This is a genomic window from Parasediminibacterium sp. HNIBRBA5674 (genome assembly GCF_056745525.1).
On the sequence record NZ_JBQWIE010000026.1, the window covers coordinates 30,455 to 54,039 of the forward strand.

Genomic DNA, 23,585 nt, shown 5'->3' on the forward strand with positions numbered 1-23,585 from the left:
TGGTACTTTGTTTTGCATAGTACCAAATAAGTCACATCTTTGTGTTGTCAATGTAAAGACGCATTGCAATGCGTCTCAACGAGAAACATTAATTAAAAGACTTTAAAAATAATAGTTATGAAAACGCAAACAAACTTCTTAACTCAGTTAAATGCAAACGAATTAAATAATTTAACTGCTGAAGTAAAAGAAACACTTGCTACTAATGTAGATAGCAACAAAAGCACTTTAAAAGCTATTGACTTTTGGAATTTGCATCGCATTCAAAAATCAAGAACTTGTGGTAGATTTCCTGGTATCTCTGTAAGATAATTGATGGCAACACAGATGACAGGGATTTGAATCGATAAAACGGATTCTTTTCGCTGTAACGGTAAATCACCATCATAATAATTAATCGGTAGAGACGCATCGCGATGCGTCTCTACCACAACCAATAAAACTCCAAAAAATGGATATCCAAAACACTCAAAGTCAAATGCGAAAAGGCGTTCTGGAGTTTTGCATTTTATCAGTGATTCGCCAGGGTGAGGTTTACCCAAGTGACATTGTAGATAAAATGAAAGCTGCCAACCTGAACATTTTCGAGGGTACACTTTACCCATTGCTTACAAGGCTTAAAAATGCTGAATACTTAACTTACCGCTGGGTAGAAAGTAATAGCGGCCCGCCACGTAAGTACTTTGTAATGACAGAAAAAGGATTGGCCTTTTATGCAGAACTAGAAAAAACTTGGAAGGAACTAGCAGATGCGGTGCAATTACTGACACAGCCTGCTACACCTGCTGAAGATAACAACCAACAACTTTAACCAACTAACCACGCACAATCATGAAAAAGGTAATCAATATAAATTTTCAAGGTAGGGTAGTTCCTATTGAAGAAACAGCTTACGATATTTTAAAACAATATGTAGAAGCTTTAAGACGCTTTTTTGCCAATGAAGAAGGTAAAGAAGAGATTATAAACGATATAGAAAGCAGAATTGCTGAATTATTTGCCGAAACGCTTAAAAAAGGTAGCACTTGCATTACAGATGTTGATGTAAACAACATTATTGCTAGCATGGGCCGCCCTGAAGATTTTGAAAGCGAGGAAGAAAACGTAAAAAGTCAGCTTGGTGGTGAGCAAAAGAAACAAGAACAAAGCTATCAGCAAACTACCAACCAACAAAGCTTTAACAACGGCGAACCACGCAAGTTGTACAGAGACGAAAACCATAAAGTATTTGGTGGTGTATGTAGCGGTATTGCCAATTATTTTGGTATAGATCGTATCATTATACGTATACTAGCTGTTATATTTTTTGGTGTATTGTTAATTCCCTACCTAGTAGTATGGATAGCTGTACCAAGTAGCGCTACACAAGTAATAGGTAGTACACGTAAGCGCTTGTTTAGAGATATGGACGATAAAATATTAGCTGGTGTGTGTAGTGGTTTGGGGCATTATTTTGGGGTAAAAGCTTGGATAGTAAGATTGATATTTTTATTGCCATTCTTATCTTTTGTAGCAAGATGGGGTCATTGGGGCTTCTTTGGTTTTCCTGACTTTGTACGCTTCACTTTTAGCCCTGGCGCAACTATCATTTACATAATACTTTGGTTAATATTACCTGAAGCTGTAACTGCTGCTGATAAGCTAGAAATGAAAGGGCAGCCAGTAGACTTAAACAGCATTAAACAAACCATACAAACAGATATGGAAGGCTTTGGTGGTCGTGCCAAAAAATTTGGTGAGGAAATTAAAGAAAGAGCTGAAGAAATAGGTAAAGAGTTTGGCCCAAAGGCGCAACAATTTGGCAACGAAGCGGCTTATGCAGCACGTAGAAGTAGTAGAGGCTTGGGTGGTTTTATAGCCCTAATCGCTAAAATATTTGCTTACTTCATTTTGGGTTGCGTATTGTTTAGCATTGTAGCAACCTTGTTTGGTATAGGTGTAGCTTGCTTTGGTTTATTGCCTTTAAAAAGCTTTATTATTCATGATGGCTGGCAAGATGTATTTGCTTGGGGTACTTTACTATTGTTCATTTGGGTACCTGTAATAGGTATTATTACTTGGATAATAAGAAAGCTGATAAAAGCAAAACGTAACAGTGCTTTACTACGTGGTACGTTCATCGCTTTAAACGTATTAGGTTGGGTTTGTTTTATCTCTTTATTAGCATCTATTAGTAGAGATTTTAAATACACAAGTACAGCTAATGAAGAAGTAGTAAAACTATTTAACGCCAAAGTAGATAAGCTAGAAGTGAGTTTGAGTGGTTATAGCAAATACTACAAAAACCGCAAACATTGGTTAGAAATTGAACCATTTAATGGCATAGTAGATGACACTGCTTATGTGCCAAACACTCGCATCAAATTAATTCGTTCAACTACTGATAGTTTTCAAGTAACAGTAACACGCTTAAGCCAAGGTAGAAGTAAAAGCCAAGCCAATGAATTGGCAGAAAAAATTACCTATAGCATAGAGCAGAAAGACAGCATACTATCATTATACAAAGGCATACCAATAAACAATACAGATAAGTTTAGAAACCAACGTGTATTAATTACTATTGCTGTACCTGTAGGTAAAAGAATATTAATTGATGATAAGATTGGTTGGATGCACGATGTTCATGTAGGCTTTAATAACGATGATAACTGGACCAGAGATTTTTACGGGGAAGAAGATTTTTACTGGGAAACAGGTGTAGAGTACATTATGACCGATAAGGGTTTAAAACGCTTAAGCAGTGGTAAATACACTTATAATAGTGATGAGGATGACGACGATGATAAAAGCCCAGAAGAGCTAAAACGTGAACTAGACGAGAAGCAACGTGAAATAGATGAGCAAAGAAGACAGCTAGATAAAGATGTGCAGGACAAATTGAAAAAGATAGAAGACGATAAACGTAAACTAGAAAAAACAATAGATAGCACTAAAGGTTATCGCTACCAAAAAACTGCATCATTAGCTAAACCAAATGCAATAGCTACTGAAGTTAATGAAGAAGCAATGATTAGCGATGATAACATGCGTCCATCTATGCTAAACAGCTTTAGAATTGCGGGTTAAAAAAAGTAAATGATGATTGGAATGATTTAAATGATTACGCTGAGAATACTGTTACAAGCAATCATTTCATTCATTAAAATCATTATTAATCATAGATATAAAGACGGTTAAAGTGGGGAAGTCTCATGGCCTTGGATGTAGTCTTACAACCGAGGCCTTCCCTTTTTAATACCCTACTAAATTGTATAGCTTACGTACATAATAAAATGATTGCACACATTTACTGGCATGATTTTTAAGAGTACTTGTGTAAACAGTGATTTATGAAACAGATTTTAGTAGGCGTAGTAACGCTATTTTTATTAGCAACTACCAACACCGCATTTGCACAAGCAAGATTAATAGTAGACAATGCTGAAAAGCCAGCAGTAGCCACACAAATTCAAGGCAATAAAGATGATATTAAAGATGCCCTAGACAATTATTTTGAGAAACTTGGCAGTAACTTAAAAAAATCGAGTGGTTTGTATGTAGCCAAAAATGTATCAATACCGCAATTGTCTACTGAAAAGCTAGATGTGTACATTAAGGTAGACCAACTTGGTAAAGACAAAAATAACCTTAGCGATGTAGTAATGGCTGTAAAACCTACAAGCGATGTATTTGCAGGCGATTCATCGCACAGAGAAATTTTTGTATTGCTACCAGCTTACTTACAAAGTTTTGATGCTATTGTAAAAGATTTTGTAAAACAGCGCACAATTGATGACTTGAACAAAGAAGCCGACAAAGCAACTAGAGAAAAAGAAAAACTAGAAAAGCGTGCCGCTAAAAAAGAGAAAGAAGCCAAGAAATTAACTAAGGAGGCAAAAGAGGTGAATTAAGCGCAAAACGAGTGAAAATCACCCTTTATCGAATGAAAATACATGGTTAATGACTAAAAAACAGTGGCACGTTCCTTTCATTATGCAACAACCACTAAAAAATAGGCATGAACGGCTAAAAAACATTGGATAACGGCTAAAAAGAGAAGAGAACCACTGATATCAGTGGTTCTCTTCTCTTTTGTATAAAGTAATACCAGTTTTTTTGAAAATTATCTAATTATTTGGCACTATCGGTATTGTTAGCTTTTTTGCCAAGTCTAATATAACGTTCCTTTAAATCGTCATAAATAGGTGTTGCAGCTGCCACGCCACTATTGTGGGCTTGCTGCACACTTTTGTAAAAATCATTAATAGCATCTAGTGCTTCGGCGCCTGCTTCTATTCTATAATCGGCTACTTGCGCCGCCACCTGTGCTAGTAATGTATCTAAAGGGCGCAGTACATTAAAGTAAGTAAAATCTTTATCTGCTTCTGCAATATTTACCCAAGTAGGTACAAAACCACCATTACTTTTAGCATATTCTAAGCCCTTTGTTACATAAGGTTCGCTCTTTTGCCCAAGCTTGGCAAGCCCCGCCACATCTTCACTAGTTAGTGTATTTACCATATAAGGCGCTATCAGTGTCTGCACTTCTTTAATTTTCGCAACCGCTTCGTCTATTACAGTTGCAGGAATTACTGTTGAAATTCTGTTTGGAATAGCCATGATTTTTTGTTTTTTGATTTTAATGTAATGCTAATTTACAATGCTAAAATAAAACACAGTTTTCAAATAAAAACCTGCGAAATTTCGCAGGTTTTACTCGTTACAAATCCATTTCAAAAGCCCCTCTCTCTGCTACCACATGATATTGTAAACCCAAGCTATCGGCATCTTTTTTCCAGTATTTTATTTTCCAAGCAGGGTTGCTGGCATCAAATACATATTGCTTGCAGTTAAATAGCTGCGCTAGTTTAGAGAAATACATTTTAGGATTGTGTGATAATATCACCACATCAGCGGTAATTTTTTGGGGCACGTACAAATGCTTAGGCAAGGGTTTATCTATAATGATAATTGTTTTGCCATTGGCAGTGATAATGTTGTTTATAGTACTAGTTGCACTTAAGCTATGGGCTTCTGAAATGCGGTGCAATGTTCTTGATGGTTGCAAATGAAAGTTGCGTAAAAAACCATCTTGCTGCAAGGCAGTATCGCCTATAAATTGATAATTACGCCCATCAATTACATCTATAGCGGTGTGCTGTGGTACGTTGTACACTACTAGTTTGTGTTGCTGAAGTTTACCCATAAAATCCCAATAGCGCCAACCAAAAAATACAGAAGTAAAACACAAGCAAGCTAATAAGGCTTTTGATGAATGCTGTAGTAGCCAAACCGCTGCTGCTATAATACTTGCATACAACAGGACTACTTGTGGCAAGTGTATTTGCAAGCCGTTCCACACGGAAAAAGGCAATGTATCTACACGCACAATAAAATCGTTCATCCACGCTAATAGATGTTCAGTAAGCCAAGCAATACATTTTGCCATAGGCGCAAACCAAGTAGTTAATAGCAATGCCAGTTCTGCATATAATATTAACCCAGAAACTGGCACAGCTACCAAATTAGTAATAAAAAATAGTGTAGGCAGTTGGTGAAAATGATACACAATAATTGGTATGGTAAGTATTTGTGCTGATAGTGTAACGGCATTTAAAGCCCAAAACCATTTCAATAATTTGTTTTTAAAATATAGCCATTGCAAAATGTATTTGTAAAATATAATAATGCTTAGTACAGCACTATAACTTAGTTGAAAACCAACATCCCAAAGGCTATAAGGATTAATGACTAAAATAACAAAAGCTGATAGCGCCAAAGTGTTGTAAATATTACTACGCTTACCCATAGCATCGCCAAGTACAATGCAGGTAAACATAATTGCGCTACGCAAAATAGAAGGTGCAGCACCAGCAATTAATGTAAATAGCCAAAGCACTAAAATAATGGCAATGGGTTTAATAATTCTTGTAGCGTGGTATTGCTTAAACCAACCAAAAAACAGATTGAGCATGCCGTAAATCATACCCAAATGCAAGCCACTAATGGCTATAATATGCACCACACCAGTATTGCTGTACGATTGTACCAAATCTCTATCCAAATCGTCTCTATAGCCTATTAATAAAGCCTCTGCAACCGCCAATTCATTAGCCGTATGAATATAGGTTTTAAGTGTTGCTAGCACACTATTTCTAATGCTAAAAAGCCATTGCGAAAGCCATTTTACATTGGTAGTTGCTAATACTTGGTATTGCCTATCGCTAATAAATGCTTGGTAATAAATATGCTGAAAATTGCAATAGGCTTGATAGTTAAAACCGCCAGGATTACCCAAATTATTGATAGGCGATAGTGCCTTGGTAATTACTATTTGGCTACCGTATTTTAAAGCAAGCGCAGTACTATCTTTTTTAAAATACAATAAGGCATTGCCACTTACAGGCTGCCAACTTTTATTGCGATACACGGCATTAATACTTACTAATGCCTTATACGATTTTGACTTATTTACCAGCGGTGCTTGAATAGTAACAATAATGGGCTGTTGCTGATAAAGCTTTACCACGTTATTAGTAGCCGTACTACCATCGTAGCAATAAGTGGTTAAAGCACCCACGCCTATAAATAAGGCATTAATAGCAACAGTTTTTAGCCATTGTAATGCATATTTAAAATGCATTGGCAGCATTGCAAAAACTACAAAAAGCAGAATAGCACTACCAATAATACTTAAAATGACTAATAAAGATGAGACTGTAAAATGCCTAAGAAAAACTCCAGCAATAAAAGGTAATAGCAGCTTAAGCATCGGTATCCTTTTTACTAAGGATGTACCATGTGTTATCATATTTGTTGCGATATAACGTTAAACAATAACGGCTGTGTACCTACGTTTAACAAACTTGTGTAGCTGCAAGTTACAACTATTACATTAAACAAAAACCCCTTTGGTTTTAGCCTAAAGGGGTTTTTCAAATAGAGTAAGCGATCTCGGGGATATTGGATTTTAAAAACGATGCTTACGAACGAGTACAAATATGTTCTATCCTCACAAGACTTCAAAAAAAAATGGTTTTTTTCTTTTACGGTATTTTTTGCGTGAAAATGTGCAGTTTTTGCTGCGGGTTTTACGCAGTTTTTGTACCGTATATCTACGGTATTTTTTGCGCGTTTATACGGTATTTTTTACCGTATAAATATCCTTGTATTTTGAAAATCATATCAAATATAAATAAATGTTATTGATTATCAACACTTTTTTCATTTGCGAAGCAAATGAATATGATAAAAATTGTAACAAGTTTACAGCATAATAAAAAATTATACACCAAAAAAATACAAAAACTATGTTAACAATTGAAAAAAAATCCCTAAAGGTTGGCAAATTCGTATCAACTGAACATGTAGACAATGTTATTAGAAATTATAAGCAAGAGAGATGGATCCAAAATAGTGAGCGCCTAGGCAAAGAAGATAGTTTAAGTGCGTGGTGGAGCATTGAGGAATTAGAAAATTTTTTAGAAACTGCTAAAACACATGGTGCTGATGGTGTGAAATTTTATTTTGGTGCTTACGCAAAAGATTACGCTGAAAAGCCAGAATATGCAGGGTTACAAACACTAGCTATGGTAGCAACTAAGCAAAAAGAAGGGGCTTACGGTACTACTGTAAATAAAGATGTGTATGTAAATGGTAAAAATGGTAAAAATGGTAGTAATATTCTTGGATATAATGCAGCACAACTATGCCCACCATACTGTGGCAAAAAAGGTTTGACTGATGATTCTGAAGAAATCGGTATCTCAATAATAGACAGAGGTGATGCAGGTATGTTAATAATCTAGTCTTACGAACGACTTGGATATAAGCCCCCTAAATTAAAGGGGGCTTTTTGTTTGTTGGATGCTTTTAACTTTGTATCATCATGGGTTTTCAGTTGCGTATATATTTGGTAGTTGTATCAATAAGCTTTTTGTTAAGCTTACTTTTATTTTTCAAAAAATCAACCCCTTTATATCTGAAAGGGTTTACTCCTTTTTTGTTTTTAAGCCTTGCGGTGGAAGGCTTAGCTGGATGGCTTATTAAGAATGACCTATCTACCACAATTACCTACAATATATCTACAACAATAGAGATTACCTTTTATTTATGGATTTTGCGTAGTATCGTAAAAGGGAATAGGTTTAAAAATTCACTGGTAATTTTAACAATAGCTTACCCAGTTTTATCATTTGCAGACATAATTTTTATTCAGGGAAAAGATGATTTTCATTCTATCGGTTACGCTTTAGGCTGTTTGTTAATTGTATTTTTTACAATTCTTTATTTTTATCAATTATTTTCAAGTACAAAAGCATTAACTCTTACAAAAGAGCCAGATTTTTGGCTATGTACAGCACTATTACTTTTTTACAGTGTAACATTTCCAATGTTTGTTTTTGTTAACTTAATGAAAGATTTCCCAGCAATTTTAGCAAATAATATTCAGTACATCCTTCTCATTCTAAATGTTTTTCTATATTTACTGTTCAGTATTGCGTTTTTATGCACGATAAAAATCAAGAAATCCTAATCATTATTATTATTGGCGGTATTATCGCCCTGTTATTCGTAGGTTTTATTATTACTACCTTGTTTTTATACCAGCGTAGGCAGCATAAACAAGAAAAAGAATTATCAAGGTTACGTGAAGAGTTTAACCAAGAATTACTAAGTAGCCAGATTGAAATTCAAGAAAATACAATGCGCTTAATAGGCGAAGAATTGCACGATAATGTGAAGCAGCAATTGGTATTTGTAAGCAGATCGTTAAGCACAATGGCTTACACAAGCTCGTCTGATGAGGATAAAGAAGTACTAAGCACAACGGGCAGTTTTATTGATAAAGCCATCAGTGATATACAGCATTTATCTAACACATTACATACCGACCGAATTGCAGAAGAAGGTTTAATACCCACTATTAAGGCAGAAGTTGCCAATATCAATCGCCTTGGTTTTTTAACTGTGAATTACGAAAGTGACTTATACTACAACTATTTTGATGGGCAAACAACCATTTTCTTGTACAGAATGTTGCAAGAGAGCTTGCAAAATATATTAAAACATGCGCAGGCCACTCATGTAAATATCAAAGTGTATTGTAGCGATGAACATACTTTTGAAATAGAAATACAAGATAACGGTAAAGGCTTTAACTTAGCAGAAGAAAAAGAGCGAAAAGGTAAAAGTGGTGGTGTAGGTGTAAAAAGTATGCTAAACCGAGCTAACCTGATTGGCGCTAAGATAAATATAGATAGCGCTATTGGAAAAGGCACTACCGTAAAAATTACCATTCCCATACCTAACGAAGACACACTTATAAACGATTAGCATGGCAGTATCTACCATCAATAAAAATAATATTAAAGTTGCCCTTGTTGACGATCATATACTGATACGAAGTTCTTTATCTAAACTAGTTGCCTCTTATCCTAATTGTAGTGTATTATTTGAAGCCGATAATGGTCGTCATTGCATTGATTTTTTAGAAAAACATTTATTGCCCGATGTACTATTGCTTGATATAAGTATGCCCGTAATGGATGGCTTTGAAACCGCTGTATATGTATCTAAACATTTTCCTTTGGTGCGAATACTTACTTTAACCATGCTTACAGATGAGCGAAGCATTGTAAAAATGTTTAAAAATGGCGCAAGAGGTTATTTATCTAAAAATGTATCGCCACAAGAACTGCATATTGCCATTAATACCATGGCTGAGAAAAATATGTACATGCCCGAAGACATTTCTAGCAAATTAGTTACAGGTCTACAACACGATTTATCTGAAATTGTACCAGTATCGGCATTAACCGATAAAGAAAAAGAATTTTTAGCCTTAATTCCTACCGATTTTAACTACGTAGAAATAGCTAAAAAAATGAGCTTAAGCCCACGTACAGTAGATGATTACAGAGAAAAACTGTTTAAAAAGCTACAAGTAAATAGCCGCATGGGCTTAGCTATTTATGCTATTCGCAACGATTTGTTTTAAAGCATTCACTTCAATAACACTTTTATAATTATTTACCAAAGGCTAAAGCACCGCTTTAGCCTTTGGTTTGTTCATAAATAAAAAGTAGATAACAATAAAACCACTTAGTACGGCTATGCCCGTAGCAGCAGTTTGCCAGTCTTTTATAGCTATGCTTACGCCTACAAACAAATAAGTACCCATGAAAATAAGCGGTAGCAATGGATATAATTTCATTTTATAAATACCTGCACCGTCTAAGTGTTTTGTATCTTTTCGTAGCTTAAAAATGGTAGCACTAGATGCTATCATACCAAAACAATCTAGAAAAATAGTAAAATTGAGTATCTTCTCAAATGTTTGGGCATAGAAAAGTATGATGATGCACATAGCAGCAAATACGGTTAAAGAAGCAGTTAATACTTCGTTTTTACCACTTTGTTTAGAGAATATTTTGGGCAACACACCTTCAGTACTCATGGCATACATCACCCTTGGGTTACTCATTAGCAAGGCATTTACATAGGCCAATACACCAAAGAACAAGAAGAATGAGAAGATATCAGCACCACGTGCGCCAAACACTTTATTAATAACCACGTAGGCTATTTCACGCTCGTTTTTCATGTTGTTAAAACCTATGATGGTGTAATAACTAAAATTAACTAGTAAATACAACGCTATGATAATACCGATACCTATAAAAATACCTTTAGGAATATTGGATGCAGGTTTATCTACTTCGTTACCAAAGTTGATGGTTTGTTGATAGCCACCATAAGTAAATGACACGGCAATAAGGCTTATACCAAGGCTTTGTATCCAACTCATATTGGTAGTAGTGACTGTGGTTGCGACTTGTGTTATTGCCTCAGTTTGTATTGCATAGTGTTGCGGTAAGAATAAGGCGCTGATAAGCACCACTATCATGCCCATTTTTATCAGCATAAGTATGTTTTGCGCCTTACTACTCATTCGTAAACCCATTAAGTTGATGCCATAAAATACAAAGATGGCAGCGCAACTAATGAGGGCTTTGTGTATATCTGTCCATTGAATTTGAGGAAATAGTTTGGTGATATAGCCGCTACCAATTAATGCTACACCGCTTAAGCTTGCAGCGTTAGATATTAGTATGATACAATTGATACCAAAGGCAATACTTGGATGGTAAGCATAAGAAAACACCTTGTAATAACCACCGGTAACAGGGTATCGGCTGCCTATTTCTGCATAGGTAAGAGCGCCACAAAGGGCAACAAGGCCACCAATAATCCAAGCTGCAAAGTATACAGAAGGTGCAATTGCATATTCGGCAGAGGTAGCTGCGGTACGAAATATGCCCATGCCTATTACCACACCTACTACTATCATTGTAAAAGAAAACAAGTTGAGTTTTTGCTTCATAATGCAGTTGCCTACGCCTGGCTGTTTGATGAACTTTGAAAGTAGGGATTTTAATGAGAGAATGTACGATAATTGGTAAAAAAGATGTTTAACGGTACTGCTTGATACGGCCTTGAGTGGGAGTTAGGTGGGGGGTTGCTACCTAGAATGAGGTGAATTGTACGCAAAGATTATTGAATAGAATGAGTACTGTAATGATGTAATTGAGAATGCAAAAAATGCAGTATACAAAACTCAAAACTGCAATGAATACATGAGCGAGACTACTATTTTGCAAGCTGCATATACAAACAGGCAAATGCTTATTGTACTGATTTCTTATAACCTGTAGCCAAAGCAACAATCACAAATAAAGCAGTAGTAAAAAGAATGATAAAGTTGGTCATGATGTTAGCTTTTGGTATCTAACAAATATCTAACAATATGCTGGGGCACATATTACACGCTAAGCCCAAATTGTTACAAGTATCACATGTTACAATACAAAGCACTATTATAACCTGTAATAAATTACTAAGAGCCTGTTTATAATTAGAATTATAAACTACCATTGTTTTCTTCTTGCCACAAATGGAACTAATCTGCACGAATTATTTGTACTTTAGGGTAAATGTAAGTATGGCTAAGGCTAAAAACTTTCAAGTGTACTTTTTCTTTTTTGTTTAAGTTTTTTAAAATAAGTGGGTGATAGGCCTGTTACTTTTTTAAATTGATTAGATAGGTGTGCCACGCTGCTGTAGTTAAGCTTGTACGATATTTCTGTAAGGTTCAGTTCATCATACAGTAATAGTTCTTTTACCCGTTCTATTTTATGAATAATGATGAACTGCTGAATAGTGATACCTTTTACTTCAGAAAAAATATTAGATAAATAGGTATAGTCGTGGTTAAGTTTTTGGCTGATATAGTCTGAGTAATTGGTTGTTGGTAACTCGTCTGAGTAATGAATCATCTCGATGATGACATTTTTAATTTTGTCTATTAGTATTGCACGTTTATCGTTCAGTAATTCTAAGCCCGATTTTAGTAGATTAATACCAAGCTGTACACGTTGTTCCTCTGTAATATCTTGCAGCATTTCTACTGTACCTAGCTCAATAACAACATATGGTAGGCCCAATTTTAGCAATTCTTCTTTCACCATCATTTTACAGCGAAGACTAACCATGTATTTAATGTATAGCTTCATATTACACCATTGGTTAGTGCAATGTAGTTGGTTATTAATTGGTAATGGTATTTAGTTTTTTAGTGAGTGTTTGAATGAGTTAGAGCGTCATTTAAAAACAAAAGAACTACCGACTTTGCTAAACGGTTTTCTATTAAATCGTACACCTTATTCGCTTTACCAGAATTTAGCATTTTAGTATATCGCATTTTCAGTTCATGGCATTGTTCCGCATTTGGCATTAAAAAAATTTCAAAAAAACACCTCTCACTTTTTTGCCATATCCAATACTTGCCTTACTTTCATATCACAAACCAATTGCATAATCAAAAAAAATTTTTACCATGGACGACAAGCAAACCAACCAATTAGGACAGGCTGAAAAAGTGGCTACCTTTTTAACGAGCCACGCTGCCGACCTTGCCGCTACACCTGAACTTGGCACTACCCTTTTGCCACAATTACAAGCACAAATTGCTACCACGCTTGACAATGATGCCCTTGCAACGCAAGACAATACCGGCCACACCGATGACAAAAGTGAGGACCGTGTAAACCTTGAAGATGCAGCATTTCATGTGGCTACTGGCTTAGTAAGCTATGCCGATGATACCGATGATTTTGTGCTGCAAAACATGATTGAATTTCCTATCTCTACCATTCAAGGGTTTAGAGATATGCGCCTTGCACAGTATGCCGAAACCATACTAGACAAAGTAGCCGTACCTGCGGTGGCTACTGCATTGGCTGCTAAACACAATGTATCAGCAGCAGATATTACAGAACTACAAACATTGTCAACAAGCTTTAAAGCCAAGATAGCCACGCCATTAGAAAAGCGTGCCGAAGCCGCTGCCTATGGTAAGCTAGTAGATAGAAATATTGCCGCCATAAAACAAACACTTGAGAAGATTCGCCGTAAAATGAATACCTACCGCAAAACCAATCGCCTACTGTTTGATATGTTTGAAGCGGTAGATGTGCTAGACACTTATGGCCAAGGTGGTAGCAGTAGCAATACCGTAAGCGGTGCTGTAGCTGCCGGTGAAACCAAGCAGGCCATACCAATAGCCCCTTATACAGCTACCCAAGCCATCACATTACATAACAAAGGCACAGTTGCATTAGTATTTACAGCCCACCTACAAGGCGTAGCCGTGGGTACACTGCTTACAGTAGCCGCAGGCACTAGTACCAAAACCACATTGGGTACATTGGCTACTAATGCCGACGCCATTTTTGTACAAAACACAAGCACCACTGTGGCAGGTAGCTTTAGTGTAAGTTTAAGTTAATAGTAGTTGCCCCCTTGTTTTTATAGTGTAGCCCTCGCAAGAGGGCTTTTTTGTTAAGTATTGCCCATTTAGTAATGAGATTGCAAGTCAATGTCATGGCGAAGCGGAATAAATCTTGTAAAGTATTAAATGAATACTCAAAACTATTATTTTAATAAGTAAGAGTATAATTTTAATAATATAAAGTATGAATTGTATAAGTTTGAGTATTATTTTACTATTAAAACTTATAATTTTACTAAGCAAAGGTATTATTTTTATACTTTTTAGCTTAAAAATAAAAATAAACAAGCCACTACCGTAAACAAATAAGCATATGAGCCAAATATTAAACGAAAAGAGCTTGCTACCCAAGCTTGCAGCACTGAATTTACCACTACAAGTACAATTGCAATTAGAGAAAAATGGCAGCAATAAGCAACAGCTATCTAAAAACTTGGGTAAAAGCAGTAATTACTTGCATTACCAACTGCCTAAACCCAACCAAAGCATTGCCACCTTGCTAGCCCTAAGCATACACTTGCAATACAATTTTATAGACGCCTACCTCACCCTTTTGCCCGAAAACATCCGCCCCACTAGCGCCGAAAAAGCCCTACAACAACAAATTGCTGACTTGCAACAAGAACTAGAAGAGGTGAAAAAAGAAAGAGACTTATTGAAGGAAATAGTGATGAAGTAGGCAGCCCAAACCCAACAGGTCTCAAAGACCTGTCGGGTTTTTTTATCGGTTGGTGAAGACACCAACCGAAATAAGGGTGCTAAAAAAGTGACTGGTAAATCGGCGGGTGTCCTCACCCGCCGATAAGGAAATCAATATGTTTTATTAGATACATTATATTTGTCTTAGAACCTTTCAAAATATTAACCCATCTCTTTCCTTTTTATGGCTGAATCTAGAAGTAAAAAGACTAATCAAAGTTTAATTGATTTGCTCAAACAGTCATGGCAATCAATACTACAAATTATTGGTGCAATTAGTGCTCTAATAATTTTCGGTTATAAAGTTGGTGTGTATTTTGAGAATGAAAAATTTGAAAGAGAAAAAATCAAACTAGCACAAGACTGCAATGAGTTAGTTCACAAAGCTGAAACAGCATTACAGGAAGAAAAAACGAAACGAACGGAAGAAAAGATGGAAAATTTTATGCAAACAGTAAAGCAAATTGTAGAAGCTAAAAAATGAAAAATCCTACTAAATATATTGTACTGTTTATTCTTTTACTCTTAGCAAGTGGCTGGTTTGTTGTCATATACTTTTTTAACGCGAACGAAGAGCTGAAGCAACAAATTAGCCAACGTGATTTGATTTTAAAAGAAAAACATAATCAGGATTCAACTTTGAATAAAGAGACTAAAAGGTACTCTGATACAATAACAAAATATATCTCTGGGTCAAATTTCACATTAGGAAATCGGAAAGTTAGTATTGAGGAAATTGTAGAGATGCTTAATAGACAGTTAGAAGAGAATTTTAAGTTAAAGGATAGTTTGCGTAGAACTAAGGGTTATTCTGAATTCTATACGTCAGAGTACAAAAAGTACAGTGACTCGTTTCATATTTACAAAAGGATGGCGGAACTCGCTGCCAACAACTATAATATCAAGTATAACGTTGACAAAACGAATAATGGGTTTGTTTTAAAGCCAGATAAGACTTCAGGAGATTCAATCTTTATAAATCAGCACATAGTAAGTTTAATAAAAAAGAATTACGGATTAACTTATAACGTTACAAAGAAAGAAGATGGGTCTTTTGTATTCGTCGTAAATTCTAGTTATCTAGATTCGATTTTTATGTACAAGACTGTTTATGAGTTAATAAAAGAAAGGTACAACATAAATTATTCTACTACTTACAATAAAGATGGTGTAAAGTCCATTTACATAAAGGAAAATACCTTAGACTCTGCTTTAGTATTGTTTCCTTACTTCAGACATTTATTGTCTGTTGACAAGGATAAAAATCAATGGATAATTGACTTAGCTGGTAAAGAACTTAGGAAATCTAGAAGTATTAAAAAATAAAAGATAGCCCACTAAAACGTCCGAGGTTTCAAAAACCCCGGACGTTTTGGTAGGCTATAACATTGTGTTTACTCAGCCGCCTTTTCTTCCTTCTTCTTCACATCCATTAGTTCCATCAATTTCATGCCTAATAAGCCGTTAATGCCGCCTTCGCTGCCATTACCGCCGCCTATTAAAATGTCTGGCATTACTTTAATATTGCCTTTACCTATTTCTTCGGTTACTTTAAAGCGTGTAAAGTTATCGCCACCCATCGCTTTTACTTGTAGCTCGTATGCCTCAGCGGTACTTTTACCTATCGCCATAATTTTTTCTGCTTCTGCCAAACCAGTTTTACTAATGCGCTCAGCATCGGCACTAGCGTTTAGCTTAGTCGCTTCTGCTTGTGCACCAGCCCTTGCTTTGGTCGCCTCTGCTTCTGCATTAGCACGCATTTTAGTAGCAGTCGCTTCTGCATCTACTTGTAGTTTTAAACTATTCGCATCACCTTCTGCTTTTTTAACAGTAGCATCAGCAGTACGTTGTGCAATTTCTACACTTTGCTGTGCTTTTACTATCTCTTTTTGCATATCAGCAATAGCAGTTTCTTTTTCCATACCCTGCCTTTGCTCTTGCGCCATCTTTTGTGTTTGATAGGTTTTTTGCTCTTCTTCTGCAATCTTTCTATCGGTTAATGTTTTCATCAAGGCTTCAGGCGGTACAATGTCACCTATCAAAGTATCTACAGCATTTACGTTGTACTCATCTAGCACCACTTTAATGTGGTTTTTAGCAGATTGTTGGCGCTCTTTACGGGTACTTAAAAACGAAATCACATCGCTTTCCTGTGCCGAGTTACGGAAGTAGTTACCAATGGTAGGTTCAAGTACTTGGCTTACTAGATTATTCATACTACCAAATCGGGCTATTACTTTAGGCGCTTCATTAGCTGGTATGTGTATAATCTGGCTCACGTCTAGGTTAAAAGGAAAACCGTCTCTAGAACGTACCGTAATGGTACTTAAATTCTTATCTAGTTGGTGGCTTTCGCTACGTGCATTAGCCCAGTTAAGCACCAAGTTGGTAGTTGGTACTAGCTCTACCTTCAACGTGTATTTGTTAATAGGGTATTTACCAGGGCCATAGGGTTCTATCCATACACCACGTTGCCCTTTGCTTACAATGTTGCCATGCTTAAAGCTATCACCAGTAAGGTCTTTACCATCTTCACCTATATAGCTAATCACTACACCTACATAACCAATAGGTACATCTGTCATTGGTATTTCTTCTATCTGTATAGCCCAAGGATTGATGTTGTAGCTACCTGCTAGTATAATGCTTGGTTGCAAACCTCTGTTACCATCGTTCTTTAAAAAGGTATCAAAGTCTTGAAAGTTGTTGTGCCCTTCTATGTGCTTACCAGCAATTTGCCCACCATCTATCGGGTGGCCATCTAGCGTAGTTACAATGCCCACCATATTCTCATGAATAATCACCATATCGGCTATGGTTATGGTAAAGGCATACGTGTTTATACGGTAAGTACCTGCGGTTATGTAGGCTGTTTGTCTACCTTTTTGCCCACCATTATTCAAGAACTTTTCAGCATCCTGAAAGTTGTCGCTATCTACCTTTCTAGCCAATATAGCACCTGTAGGTATTTCAGCACCATCGTTGGCTAATATCAAGCCTATCTTGCCTTCTGGTATTACCGTAAAGGCCTGCATATCTACACCATACTGCCAAGGAAACATACCCCAATACAAGCCCGGTGCTAGTGTTTTTGCTTGAAAACCTGCCTCGCCTTTGGTAGCAATAATTCTACCATCTGGCAGGCTTTTATCGGCACCAAAAAGCACGAACTTTTTAGTTACCAAGCCTATTTTATTTTCTGGTACGATGACCATACCAAAGAATACGCGTAAAATAAATTTGTAAAAAATAATGCTGAGCAACAATACCAGTAACCACCAGTAGTGTGCTAATAAATCTCTTGCTTCCATTGTGTTTGAGTTTTAGGTTTTTTGTTTTTAAGTTTTGTGTTTGTTGATTTTTTTATAACCAACTGTTGTTTTTCAATTTAGCGCCTGTTGTAGCTTGTCCGCAGTGGCGGATCACTCACTGCATCGTCTAGAACAATGTTGAGCTTTGCTTAAAGCGTATTTGTCTAAACCATGATTTTTTAGGATTGCTTAGATTTATAAGATTCACGTTCAATCCTAGAAATCTTTATAATCATTCAAAATCCCCGTTCAGACAAGTTAGTCTATCAGATGTGGCACAAAGCGACTGGTATTGTTAGTTACCAAACCATTGGCCTCTCTAATGCCCATACCTGCTGGCTCTTGGCCTATTACCCAACTGCCAATTACTGGATAGTTGCCATCAAATTCTGGCAGCGTAAACAGCTCTTGATAGATATAGCCTTCTTTTCCATATTGTCCTTCTGTTTTTTGTAGTGTGGTATTGTTTTGCACTATTTCTATATTAGCGCCCTCTCTTGATAAGATAGGTTTCTTTACATAGTTAAGTAGCTTACCACTTTCAAAATAACTAGGTAGTATATAAGGGCAGTCAGGATATAATTCCCACAGTATTGGTAGTATCGCTTTGTTTGATAGTATCATTTTCCAGCTTGGTTCTACCCATAATGTGCGGTTGGTATCTTCTAAAATATGCTTGCCAAATTCATCGTTCAATAGCCATTCCCAAGGGTATAGCTTAAAGATGTTTTTGATGGGCTTATCTTCTAAATCTCTAAATATTTGAAGGTCGCTATCCCAACCAATATCATCTATAAACACCAACTTGGTATCAAGTTCTGCCTGCATCGCACAGTCACGCATGTATTCAGTATTGGTAAGGTCTTCCAGCGTTTCTTTCAAGCAAGTAAAGTGTAATGTACCTGGTTGCAAATACGTACCTAAGTATTTCCAGTAAGCAATTAGCTTTTCGTGAATGCTATTAAACTGGTCTTTGCTTTTGTCAAAGTCTTGTAGCCAAAACCATTGCACAATACCTGCTTCGTACAAGCTTGTAGGCGTATCGGCATTAAACTCAAGCAATTTTAGCTGCCCGTTTTTATAGCAAAAATCAAAGCGCCCATAAGTTGAAGGATGATCTTCTGTCCAGCTTTTTTCAATGTATTTTACGTAGTTATCTGGTATGCCAAATTGGCTGTACAAATTATTATCCATTACATGCTGTACTGCACCAAGGCAAAGGTCCCACAGTTCTGCCGTAGCCTTTTCTATTTGCAATACCTCATCCATGCTAAAGCTATAATACACCGATTCGTCCCAGTAAGGCACATTGGTAGTATGAAAGCCAAAGCCTAGTTTTTCTACTTCTGCTTGCCAGTTATTGCGTGGTGTTGTTGTTATTCGTTTCATGCCCTAAATCCCTAAAGGGACTTTATTTATTTTCTTTAAAATTTATTTTTTCTTCCTTACTCCCCTTTAGGGGTTGGGGGTGTCTTTAGCTACTCACACTATAGCCGCCTCTACCAAAACCACTACGTACCACACTGCTTTTAAAACCATTGCTACCTATATTAGAGCTTTGGTGAATAGCACTAGAGTAGTAGCCTGCACGCTGATAGCTACCATTGTTGTAGTTACCGTACGGCCTAAAAGCATAATACCATAGCAAGGCATTACCAACACCGCTGTGATGATGATATACTCTTGTATAAGGTGCAGTACTATCAGCACGAATATGAGTTTTGTTACCGCTTTCCCATTCGTCTTTTGGTTTAGGTTGGTTACAGCTAGCCAAAGCCGCTGTAATCAATATCAGTTGTATGTGTTTTGTTTTTTTCATAGTTGCCCCTAACCCCTAAAGGGGAATTTTTAGTGTTTGATATTTATTATTTCGCTACAATAATTTGTCGTCTATGGACGGATGACCGTGAACCTCTTTTTTCGCTTCGAAAACTATCGTCTATTGACGGTCGACTGTGGACTATTTATTTCACCGTTATAAAAATTTCATAGTCCTTTTTTACCTTCACATTTTTAGTGTCACCATCAGCATTTTCAGCTTCTGTGGTTGTTTCGCCAAGTGCAGGTATGGTATCTCGGTATTCAATGGTTTTGTATTCATTAAAGTTGCGCCACACTTTATGTGTAGTCACTATTACATCGTAAGCACTATCTAGGTGATTAACGGTAACAGCTGTTTCTACCGAACCAGCTTTGTTTATATCAGTGGTTACATCTTCTTTCGCTTCATTGTTACAAGCACTTACTAGCAATAGCATGGTTGCAGTAGCAACAGTTAGTTTTAAATTCATGGTGTATAGTTTTGATGGATTAAATATATAGATATATGCCCAAATTTGTTTGCTAAACAAATCGGTATAGAAATATTTGCCGAAAGCATTGCTACGACAACTCTTTACGTTGATTGGCTACAAGAATAAGAGAGGAAAGTAGTAGTTGGTTGCTGTTAAAAGCGTGGTTCATTTTACATTGTAGCGAGGCTACATTTACATTGACCATGTAAAGATATAAACAGGGCGAAACGCTTACGAAATGAATTCGTGAACAGTGGGACTTGCGGTTTCACAAGTGGTAAAGTATGTGTGATGAGTGGTAGATATTGTTTTTGAAGGTAATGTATTTGCTACAATGTTGCAATATTCGCTAGCAGTGACATAAATAAAAGAGGCCGTCTCATAAATACGATGAGATGACTTTTTAATATTTAGAGCCTGTTTAAGATTATTTGATGGAATAATTCACAGGTGATTTTTGAGCGAAGCGGGGCAAGTTTTGTAGCCATAGTTAAACGCCTAAGGCGAAAAATTTAACGAAGTTGTAGCCTAAAAGCAAGATGAATTAACCATTGAAATGATTTTAAACAGGCTCTTAGTCTTTGTTTTATAGTTTCAAGTGTTAGTATAGATGTCATTATTTTCCTAAAATTAATCTTCTTTCCCTCAAAACAACCTTCCTTGCTCACCGGGTCTTCTAAATTGTGTGGTATCAAGCCCCCAACGTTCTGCGTTTAGGTTATAGAGTTTATTGTATTTAATAAACTGCTGCCGCACTAGCTCTGCTATCGGGCCTTCACCACGCATGCGCTTACCGTAGTGGCTATCGTTTACCTGCCCACCGTGGCCACTTTCTATCAAGTGCCACACTTTATCTGCCCTATCAGGAAAATTCTTATACAACCAATCGTGAAACATCAATTTTATAGCACCGTTGAGGCGTATAAATGTGTAGGCACTAAACGTTGCACCGTTTTCACTTGCTGCTTGCATAATGCGTTGCATCTCATGTTCGTTTAGGCCAGGTATCATTGGTCCCAGCATTACACCCATGCGTACACCCATATCGCTCAGTTCTTTTATCAGCTTTAGGCGCTGAGTGGCTGTGGTGGTTCGTGGTTCCATCACTCGACGCAAATTTTCGTTAAAGCTCGTTATGCTTACCAGTATGCTTATGAGATTTTTGCTAGCCATCTTTTGCAGTAAATCTTTATCTCTTAACATACCAGCATTTTTGGTAATCATACCTACAGGCTGGTTAAACTCATTACATACTTCTAGTAATTGTCTTGTAATGCGAAACTTTTGTTCCGCAGGTTGGTAGCAATCTGTATTGCCGCTAAGGCTTATAGGTAAGCATTCCCATTTTGGATGCATTAAGAATTTGCGTAGTAATTCGGGTGCATTTTTCTTTACAATAATCTTACGCTCAAAATCTAGCCCAGCACTGTAGCCCCAGTATTCATGGGTGTTTCGGGCATAGCAATAGATACAACCATGCTCACAACCTTGGTAAGGATTCATGCTGTAAAACATACCTACATCGGGGCTATCTACTTTGTTTACAATGCTTTTTGCATGATCTTCTAAATATACCGTGGCTTCGTTGGTTTCTGTCCAGTCATCAATGGCTTCTATATGTGCTTTTATGGTTTGATTTGCTAAAAAGCGGTTCTTCGTATTTATCTGTGCACCTCTACCTTTTAGGTATATCTCATTACCTTCAACCGAAGGTTTTGGTTTAGCATTGGGATTATCATTGATGTTCTTCATTTGCTGACTTCTGTTCGTGTTTAGGACACTTTTCTTACCAATTCAAACAATCTGAAAACCCGATAGCTATCGGGTCAAGGTTCAGATAAATAACGACGCTTGCATTACCTTTTCTTTCTCTTTGCCCAACAATGGAAAACTAGCCGCCACAGCATAGCTTTTATTACCCACTTTACGTTTTAATAGTATAGCATTGGTAGCCATAAAACTTGCGGTAAAAGGTGTGTTGCTGTATTCAAGCCAGCTTTTTTCGTATTGCCAAGGCTGCAATCTTCTTGCAATGGTAATGTGCGGCTCGGTTATAAAATGTGGTTTATGTTCTTGGTCAAATTTTAGTAAAGGTTGTATTGGTCGCAACTCTTTTACCAAGCGCACAATCGGCTTCTTCGTTTTTACATTTATAAAAATGGTGTGCGATGGAAAACCGCCAAAACCTTCTAAGTCTATTTTGCAAGGCGTATTGGTAGCCATCACTTGCTCAAACTTTTGGATGATTCTAGCTTCATGCATTTCAAACTGCATAAACTTTACTAGCGTAAGGTGCGGCTTTAAAAATGCAGCCATTGGGCAGTCGTAATTATCTGCAAATGCCCGTTTAAGGTCAAGTATTTTATTGTACAAATCCTCATGTGGTTGCAGTATCAACAAGTATTCACTCACGACCAATTGTTTACTGCTAAATAGCGGCTGCTTGTTGTAAGCATTACTTAAAAGTAGATGTGACATGGTAACAATGTTGCTAATAGTTGTTATAGAAATATTCGGTTAATCAGTTGTTCGCTTTCGCCTGCTTTGGTGCGGTATAAACACAAGGCTTGTAGTTTATTATCACATACATCAAACGCTACATTGCGCAGCATTTGTGCCGATGGAATGTTTAAGGCTGTTTGCCATTCGGCTAAGGTGCTACACAATAAGCCATGTGTTTTAGTGAGGCTACCATCGCTTAATAAGCACATGTTTTGCAAGTATCTAAACAGTGTTGCTTCTGTTTGTTCTGCTGCGCAAAAGCCCGCCAATGCTAGCTTGGCACCATGGTTATTACACTCAGCTACTATTTTGTACTCAATTTGTTGAGGCTTAGAAGATATTAGTGCTGCATTCATAAAAACTAAATTTTGTGGTATAAAAATACTAACTATTTTAGCATTTCAAAATTAATTTTTATGGATCAAGAAATATTTAGTAATACAGCTTATAAAGGCACTAAGCAATTTACCCAACACGATGTACAAACAGCTAATGCTACTGGCTTTGGCGCTGCCGCTGATGATTATGCCGAAAGAGGCATTGATTTAAACGAGCAGTTGATTATGAACAAACCAGCAACTTTCTTTTTTAGAATGAACAGCGATGCGATGGATGGTGCAGGTATTAACGCAGGTGATATTTTAATTGTAGATAGAAGCATAAAAGCCATGAACGGTAAAATAATTGTAGCTGCTGTTGATGGCGATTTAATGGTAAGGCGTTACCTACAATCGCTTAACAAAGCCACTTTAAGCCCAGAAAACAAGAAGTATAAAGAAGTAGAAATTAATGAATTTAGCGCCTTTCAAAGTTGGGGTGTTGTTACTTGTGTAATACATATTCTTGATGCTAATTTAATGGCATTTAATAAGAATGCCACACAACAAAGCACCATCAAGCGTAAAAGATGAAACGATTAAAAGCATTAATTAAACTTGTTAAAATTCC

General features: G+C 36.7%; 24 protein-coding genes. 13 read left to right on the top strand and 11 right to left on the bottom strand.

The genetic code is table 11. The features are described from left to right. Window positions 1–117 precede the first annotated feature (117 nt). The 4 genes from ACT9TX_RS13155 to ACT9TX_RS13170 all read left to right on the top strand — a co-directional run bounded on the left by ACT9TX_RS13155 (window position 118) and on the right by ACT9TX_RS13170 (window position 3,890). Window positions 118–312, top strand: coding sequence for a hypothetical protein (locus ACT9TX_RS13155; protein WP_481338821.1), 195 nt, complete (start codon window positions 118–120; stop codon window positions 310–312). Window positions 313–451: 139 nt separating this feature from the next. Continuing rightward, a complete protein-coding gene (locus tag ACT9TX_RS13160) occupies window positions 452–811 on the top strand; it encodes a PadR family transcriptional regulator (protein ID WP_481338823.1) in 360 nt (119 codons plus the stop codon). Between the two features lie 20 nt (window positions 812–831). Next, on the top strand, window positions 832–3,066 hold the full coding sequence (locus ACT9TX_RS13165; protein WP_481338825.1) for a PspC domain-containing protein: 2,235 nt from the start codon (window positions 832–834) through the stop codon (window positions 3,064–3,066). A gap of 263 nt (window positions 3,067–3,329) precedes the next feature. Beyond that, window positions 3,330–3,890 carry a hypothetical protein gene (locus ACT9TX_RS13170; RefSeq protein WP_481338827.1) on the top strand — a complete coding sequence of 187 codons (561 nt, stop codon included), beginning with the start codon at window positions 3,330–3,332 and terminating at the stop codon, window positions 3,888–3,890. Window positions 3,891–4,110: 220 nt separating this feature from the next. On the opposite strand, the gene ACT9TX_RS13175 is transcribed toward ACT9TX_RS13170, so the two are convergent. Together ACT9TX_RS13175 and ACT9TX_RS13180 are read right to left on the bottom strand one after the other, a co-directional pair. Next, entirely contained in the window at window positions 4,111–4,599 is a 489-nt protein-coding gene (locus tag ACT9TX_RS13175; protein WP_481338829.1) for a hypothetical protein, read from the bottom strand. A gap of 100 nt (window positions 4,600–4,699) precedes the next feature. Next, window positions 4,700–6,751, bottom strand: coding sequence for a ComEC/Rec2 family competence protein (locus ACT9TX_RS13180; protein WP_481338831.1), 2,052 nt, complete (start codon window positions 6,749–6,751; stop codon window positions 4,700–4,702). 538 nt (window positions 6,752–7,289) lie between these two features. Between ACT9TX_RS13180 and ACT9TX_RS13185 the strand changes: the two genes are divergently transcribed. The 4 genes from ACT9TX_RS13185 to ACT9TX_RS13200 all read left to right on the top strand — a co-directional run bounded on the left by ACT9TX_RS13185 (window position 7,290) and on the right by ACT9TX_RS13200 (window position 9,979). After that, a complete protein-coding gene (locus ACT9TX_RS13185; RefSeq protein WP_481338833.1) occupies window positions 7,290–7,787 on the top strand; it encodes a hypothetical protein in 498 nt (165 codons plus the stop codon). An 80-nt stretch (window positions 7,788–7,867) separates the two neighbouring features. Next, window positions 7,868–8,515 carry a hypothetical protein gene (locus ACT9TX_RS13190; RefSeq protein ID WP_481338835.1) on the top strand — a complete coding sequence of 216 codons (648 nt, stop codon included), beginning with the start codon at window positions 7,868–7,870 and terminating at the stop codon, window positions 8,513–8,515. Then, window positions 8,488–9,315: a sensor histidine kinase gene (locus ACT9TX_RS13195; protein ID WP_481338837.1), complete on the top strand. Its 828-nt coding sequence runs from the start codon at window positions 8,488–8,490 to the stop codon at window positions 9,313–9,315. Before ACT9TX_RS13190 ends, ACT9TX_RS13195 begins: the two co-directional genes overlap by 28 nt. A 1-nt stretch (window position 9,316) precedes the next feature. After that, the gene (locus ACT9TX_RS13200) at window positions 9,317–9,979 is read left to right on the top strand and encodes a response regulator (protein ID WP_481338839.1); all 663 of its coding nucleotides are present in this window, start codon (window positions 9,317–9,319) and stop codon (window positions 9,977–9,979) included. A gap of 42 nt (window positions 9,980–10,021) precedes the next feature. Here the strand turns inward: ACT9TX_RS13200 and ACT9TX_RS13205 are convergent, their stop codons facing one another. Further along, window positions 10,022–11,365, bottom strand: a complete 1,344-nt coding sequence (locus ACT9TX_RS13205; protein WP_481338841.1) for an APC family permease — start codon at window positions 11,363–11,365, stop codon at window positions 10,022–10,024. 628 nt (window positions 11,366–11,993) lie between these two features. Next, window positions 11,994–12,554: a helix-turn-helix domain-containing protein gene (locus ACT9TX_RS13210; protein WP_481338843.1), complete on the bottom strand. Its 561-nt coding sequence runs from the start codon at window positions 12,552–12,554 to the stop codon at window positions 11,994–11,996. A 323-nt stretch (window positions 12,555–12,877) separates the two neighbouring features. Between ACT9TX_RS13210 and ACT9TX_RS13215 the strand changes: the two genes are divergently transcribed. From ACT9TX_RS13215 to ACT9TX_RS13230, 4 genes are all read left to right on the top strand, one after another. Further along, on the top strand, window positions 12,878–13,828 hold the full coding sequence (locus ACT9TX_RS13215) for a hypothetical protein (RefSeq protein WP_481338845.1): 951 nt from the start codon (window positions 12,878–12,880) through the stop codon (window positions 13,826–13,828). A 316-nt stretch (window positions 13,829–14,144) separates the two neighbouring features. Then, complete coding sequence (locus tag ACT9TX_RS13220) at window positions 14,145–14,510, top strand: hypothetical protein (protein ID WP_481338847.1); 366 nt, start codon at window positions 14,145–14,147, stop codon at window positions 14,508–14,510. A gap of 204 nt (window positions 14,511–14,714) precedes the next feature. After that, window positions 14,715–15,014: a hypothetical protein gene (locus ACT9TX_RS13225; RefSeq protein ID WP_481338849.1), complete on the top strand. Its 300-nt coding sequence runs from the start codon at window positions 14,715–14,717 to the stop codon at window positions 15,012–15,014. Further along, window positions 15,011–15,856: a hypothetical protein gene (locus ACT9TX_RS13230; protein ID WP_481338851.1), complete on the top strand. Its 846-nt coding sequence runs from the start codon at window positions 15,011–15,013 to the stop codon at window positions 15,854–15,856. The genes ACT9TX_RS13225 and ACT9TX_RS13230 overlap by 4 nt, the downstream gene beginning before the upstream one ends. Before the next feature lie 68 nt (window positions 15,857–15,924). Here ACT9TX_RS13230 and ACT9TX_RS13235 read toward each other — a convergent pair whose 3' ends face one another. From ACT9TX_RS13235 to ACT9TX_RS13265, 7 genes are all read right to left on the bottom strand, one after another. Next, window positions 15,925–17,841 (bottom strand): SPFH domain-containing protein, encoded by a 1,917-nt coding sequence (locus tag ACT9TX_RS13235; protein ID WP_481338853.1) that lies wholly within the window; start codon window positions 17,839–17,841, stop codon window positions 15,925–15,927. A gap of 258 nt (window positions 17,842–18,099) precedes the next feature. Beyond that, window positions 18,100–19,230: a glutathionylspermidine synthase family protein gene (locus ACT9TX_RS13240; RefSeq protein WP_481338855.1), complete on the bottom strand. Its 1,131-nt coding sequence runs from the start codon at window positions 19,228–19,230 to the stop codon at window positions 18,100–18,102. A gap of 85 nt (window positions 19,231–19,315) precedes the next feature. After that, window positions 19,316–19,660: a hypothetical protein gene (locus ACT9TX_RS13245; RefSeq protein WP_481338857.1), complete on the bottom strand. Its 345-nt coding sequence runs from the start codon at window positions 19,658–19,660 to the stop codon at window positions 19,316–19,318. A 145-nt stretch (window positions 19,661–19,805) separates the two neighbouring features. Then, the gene (locus tag ACT9TX_RS13250; RefSeq protein WP_481338859.1) at window positions 19,806–20,132 is read right to left on the bottom strand and encodes a hypothetical protein; all 327 of its coding nucleotides are present in this window, start codon (window positions 20,130–20,132) and stop codon (window positions 19,806–19,808) included. A 648-nt stretch (window positions 20,133–20,780) separates the two neighbouring features. Next, window positions 20,781–21,887: a PA0069 family radical SAM protein gene (locus ACT9TX_RS13255; protein ID WP_481338861.1), complete on the bottom strand. Its 1,107-nt coding sequence runs from the start codon at window positions 21,885–21,887 to the stop codon at window positions 20,781–20,783. Window positions 21,888–21,968: 81 nt separating this feature from the next. Continuing rightward, window positions 21,969–22,613: a 2'-5' RNA ligase family protein gene (locus tag ACT9TX_RS13260; protein WP_481338863.1), complete on the bottom strand. Its 645-nt coding sequence runs from the start codon at window positions 22,611–22,613 to the stop codon at window positions 21,969–21,971. 23 nt (window positions 22,614–22,636) lie between these two features. Beyond that, window positions 22,637–22,993: a hypothetical protein gene (locus ACT9TX_RS13265; RefSeq protein ID WP_481338865.1), complete on the bottom strand. Its 357-nt coding sequence runs from the start codon at window positions 22,991–22,993 to the stop codon at window positions 22,637–22,639. A gap of 60 nt (window positions 22,994–23,053) precedes the next feature. Between ACT9TX_RS13265 and ACT9TX_RS13270 the strand changes: the two genes are divergently transcribed. Beyond that, window positions 23,054–23,548, top strand: a complete 495-nt coding sequence (locus ACT9TX_RS13270) for a LexA family protein (RefSeq protein ID WP_481338867.1) — start codon at window positions 23,054–23,056, stop codon at window positions 23,546–23,548. The last annotated feature ends 37 nt before the right edge of the window (window positions 23,549–23,585 follow it).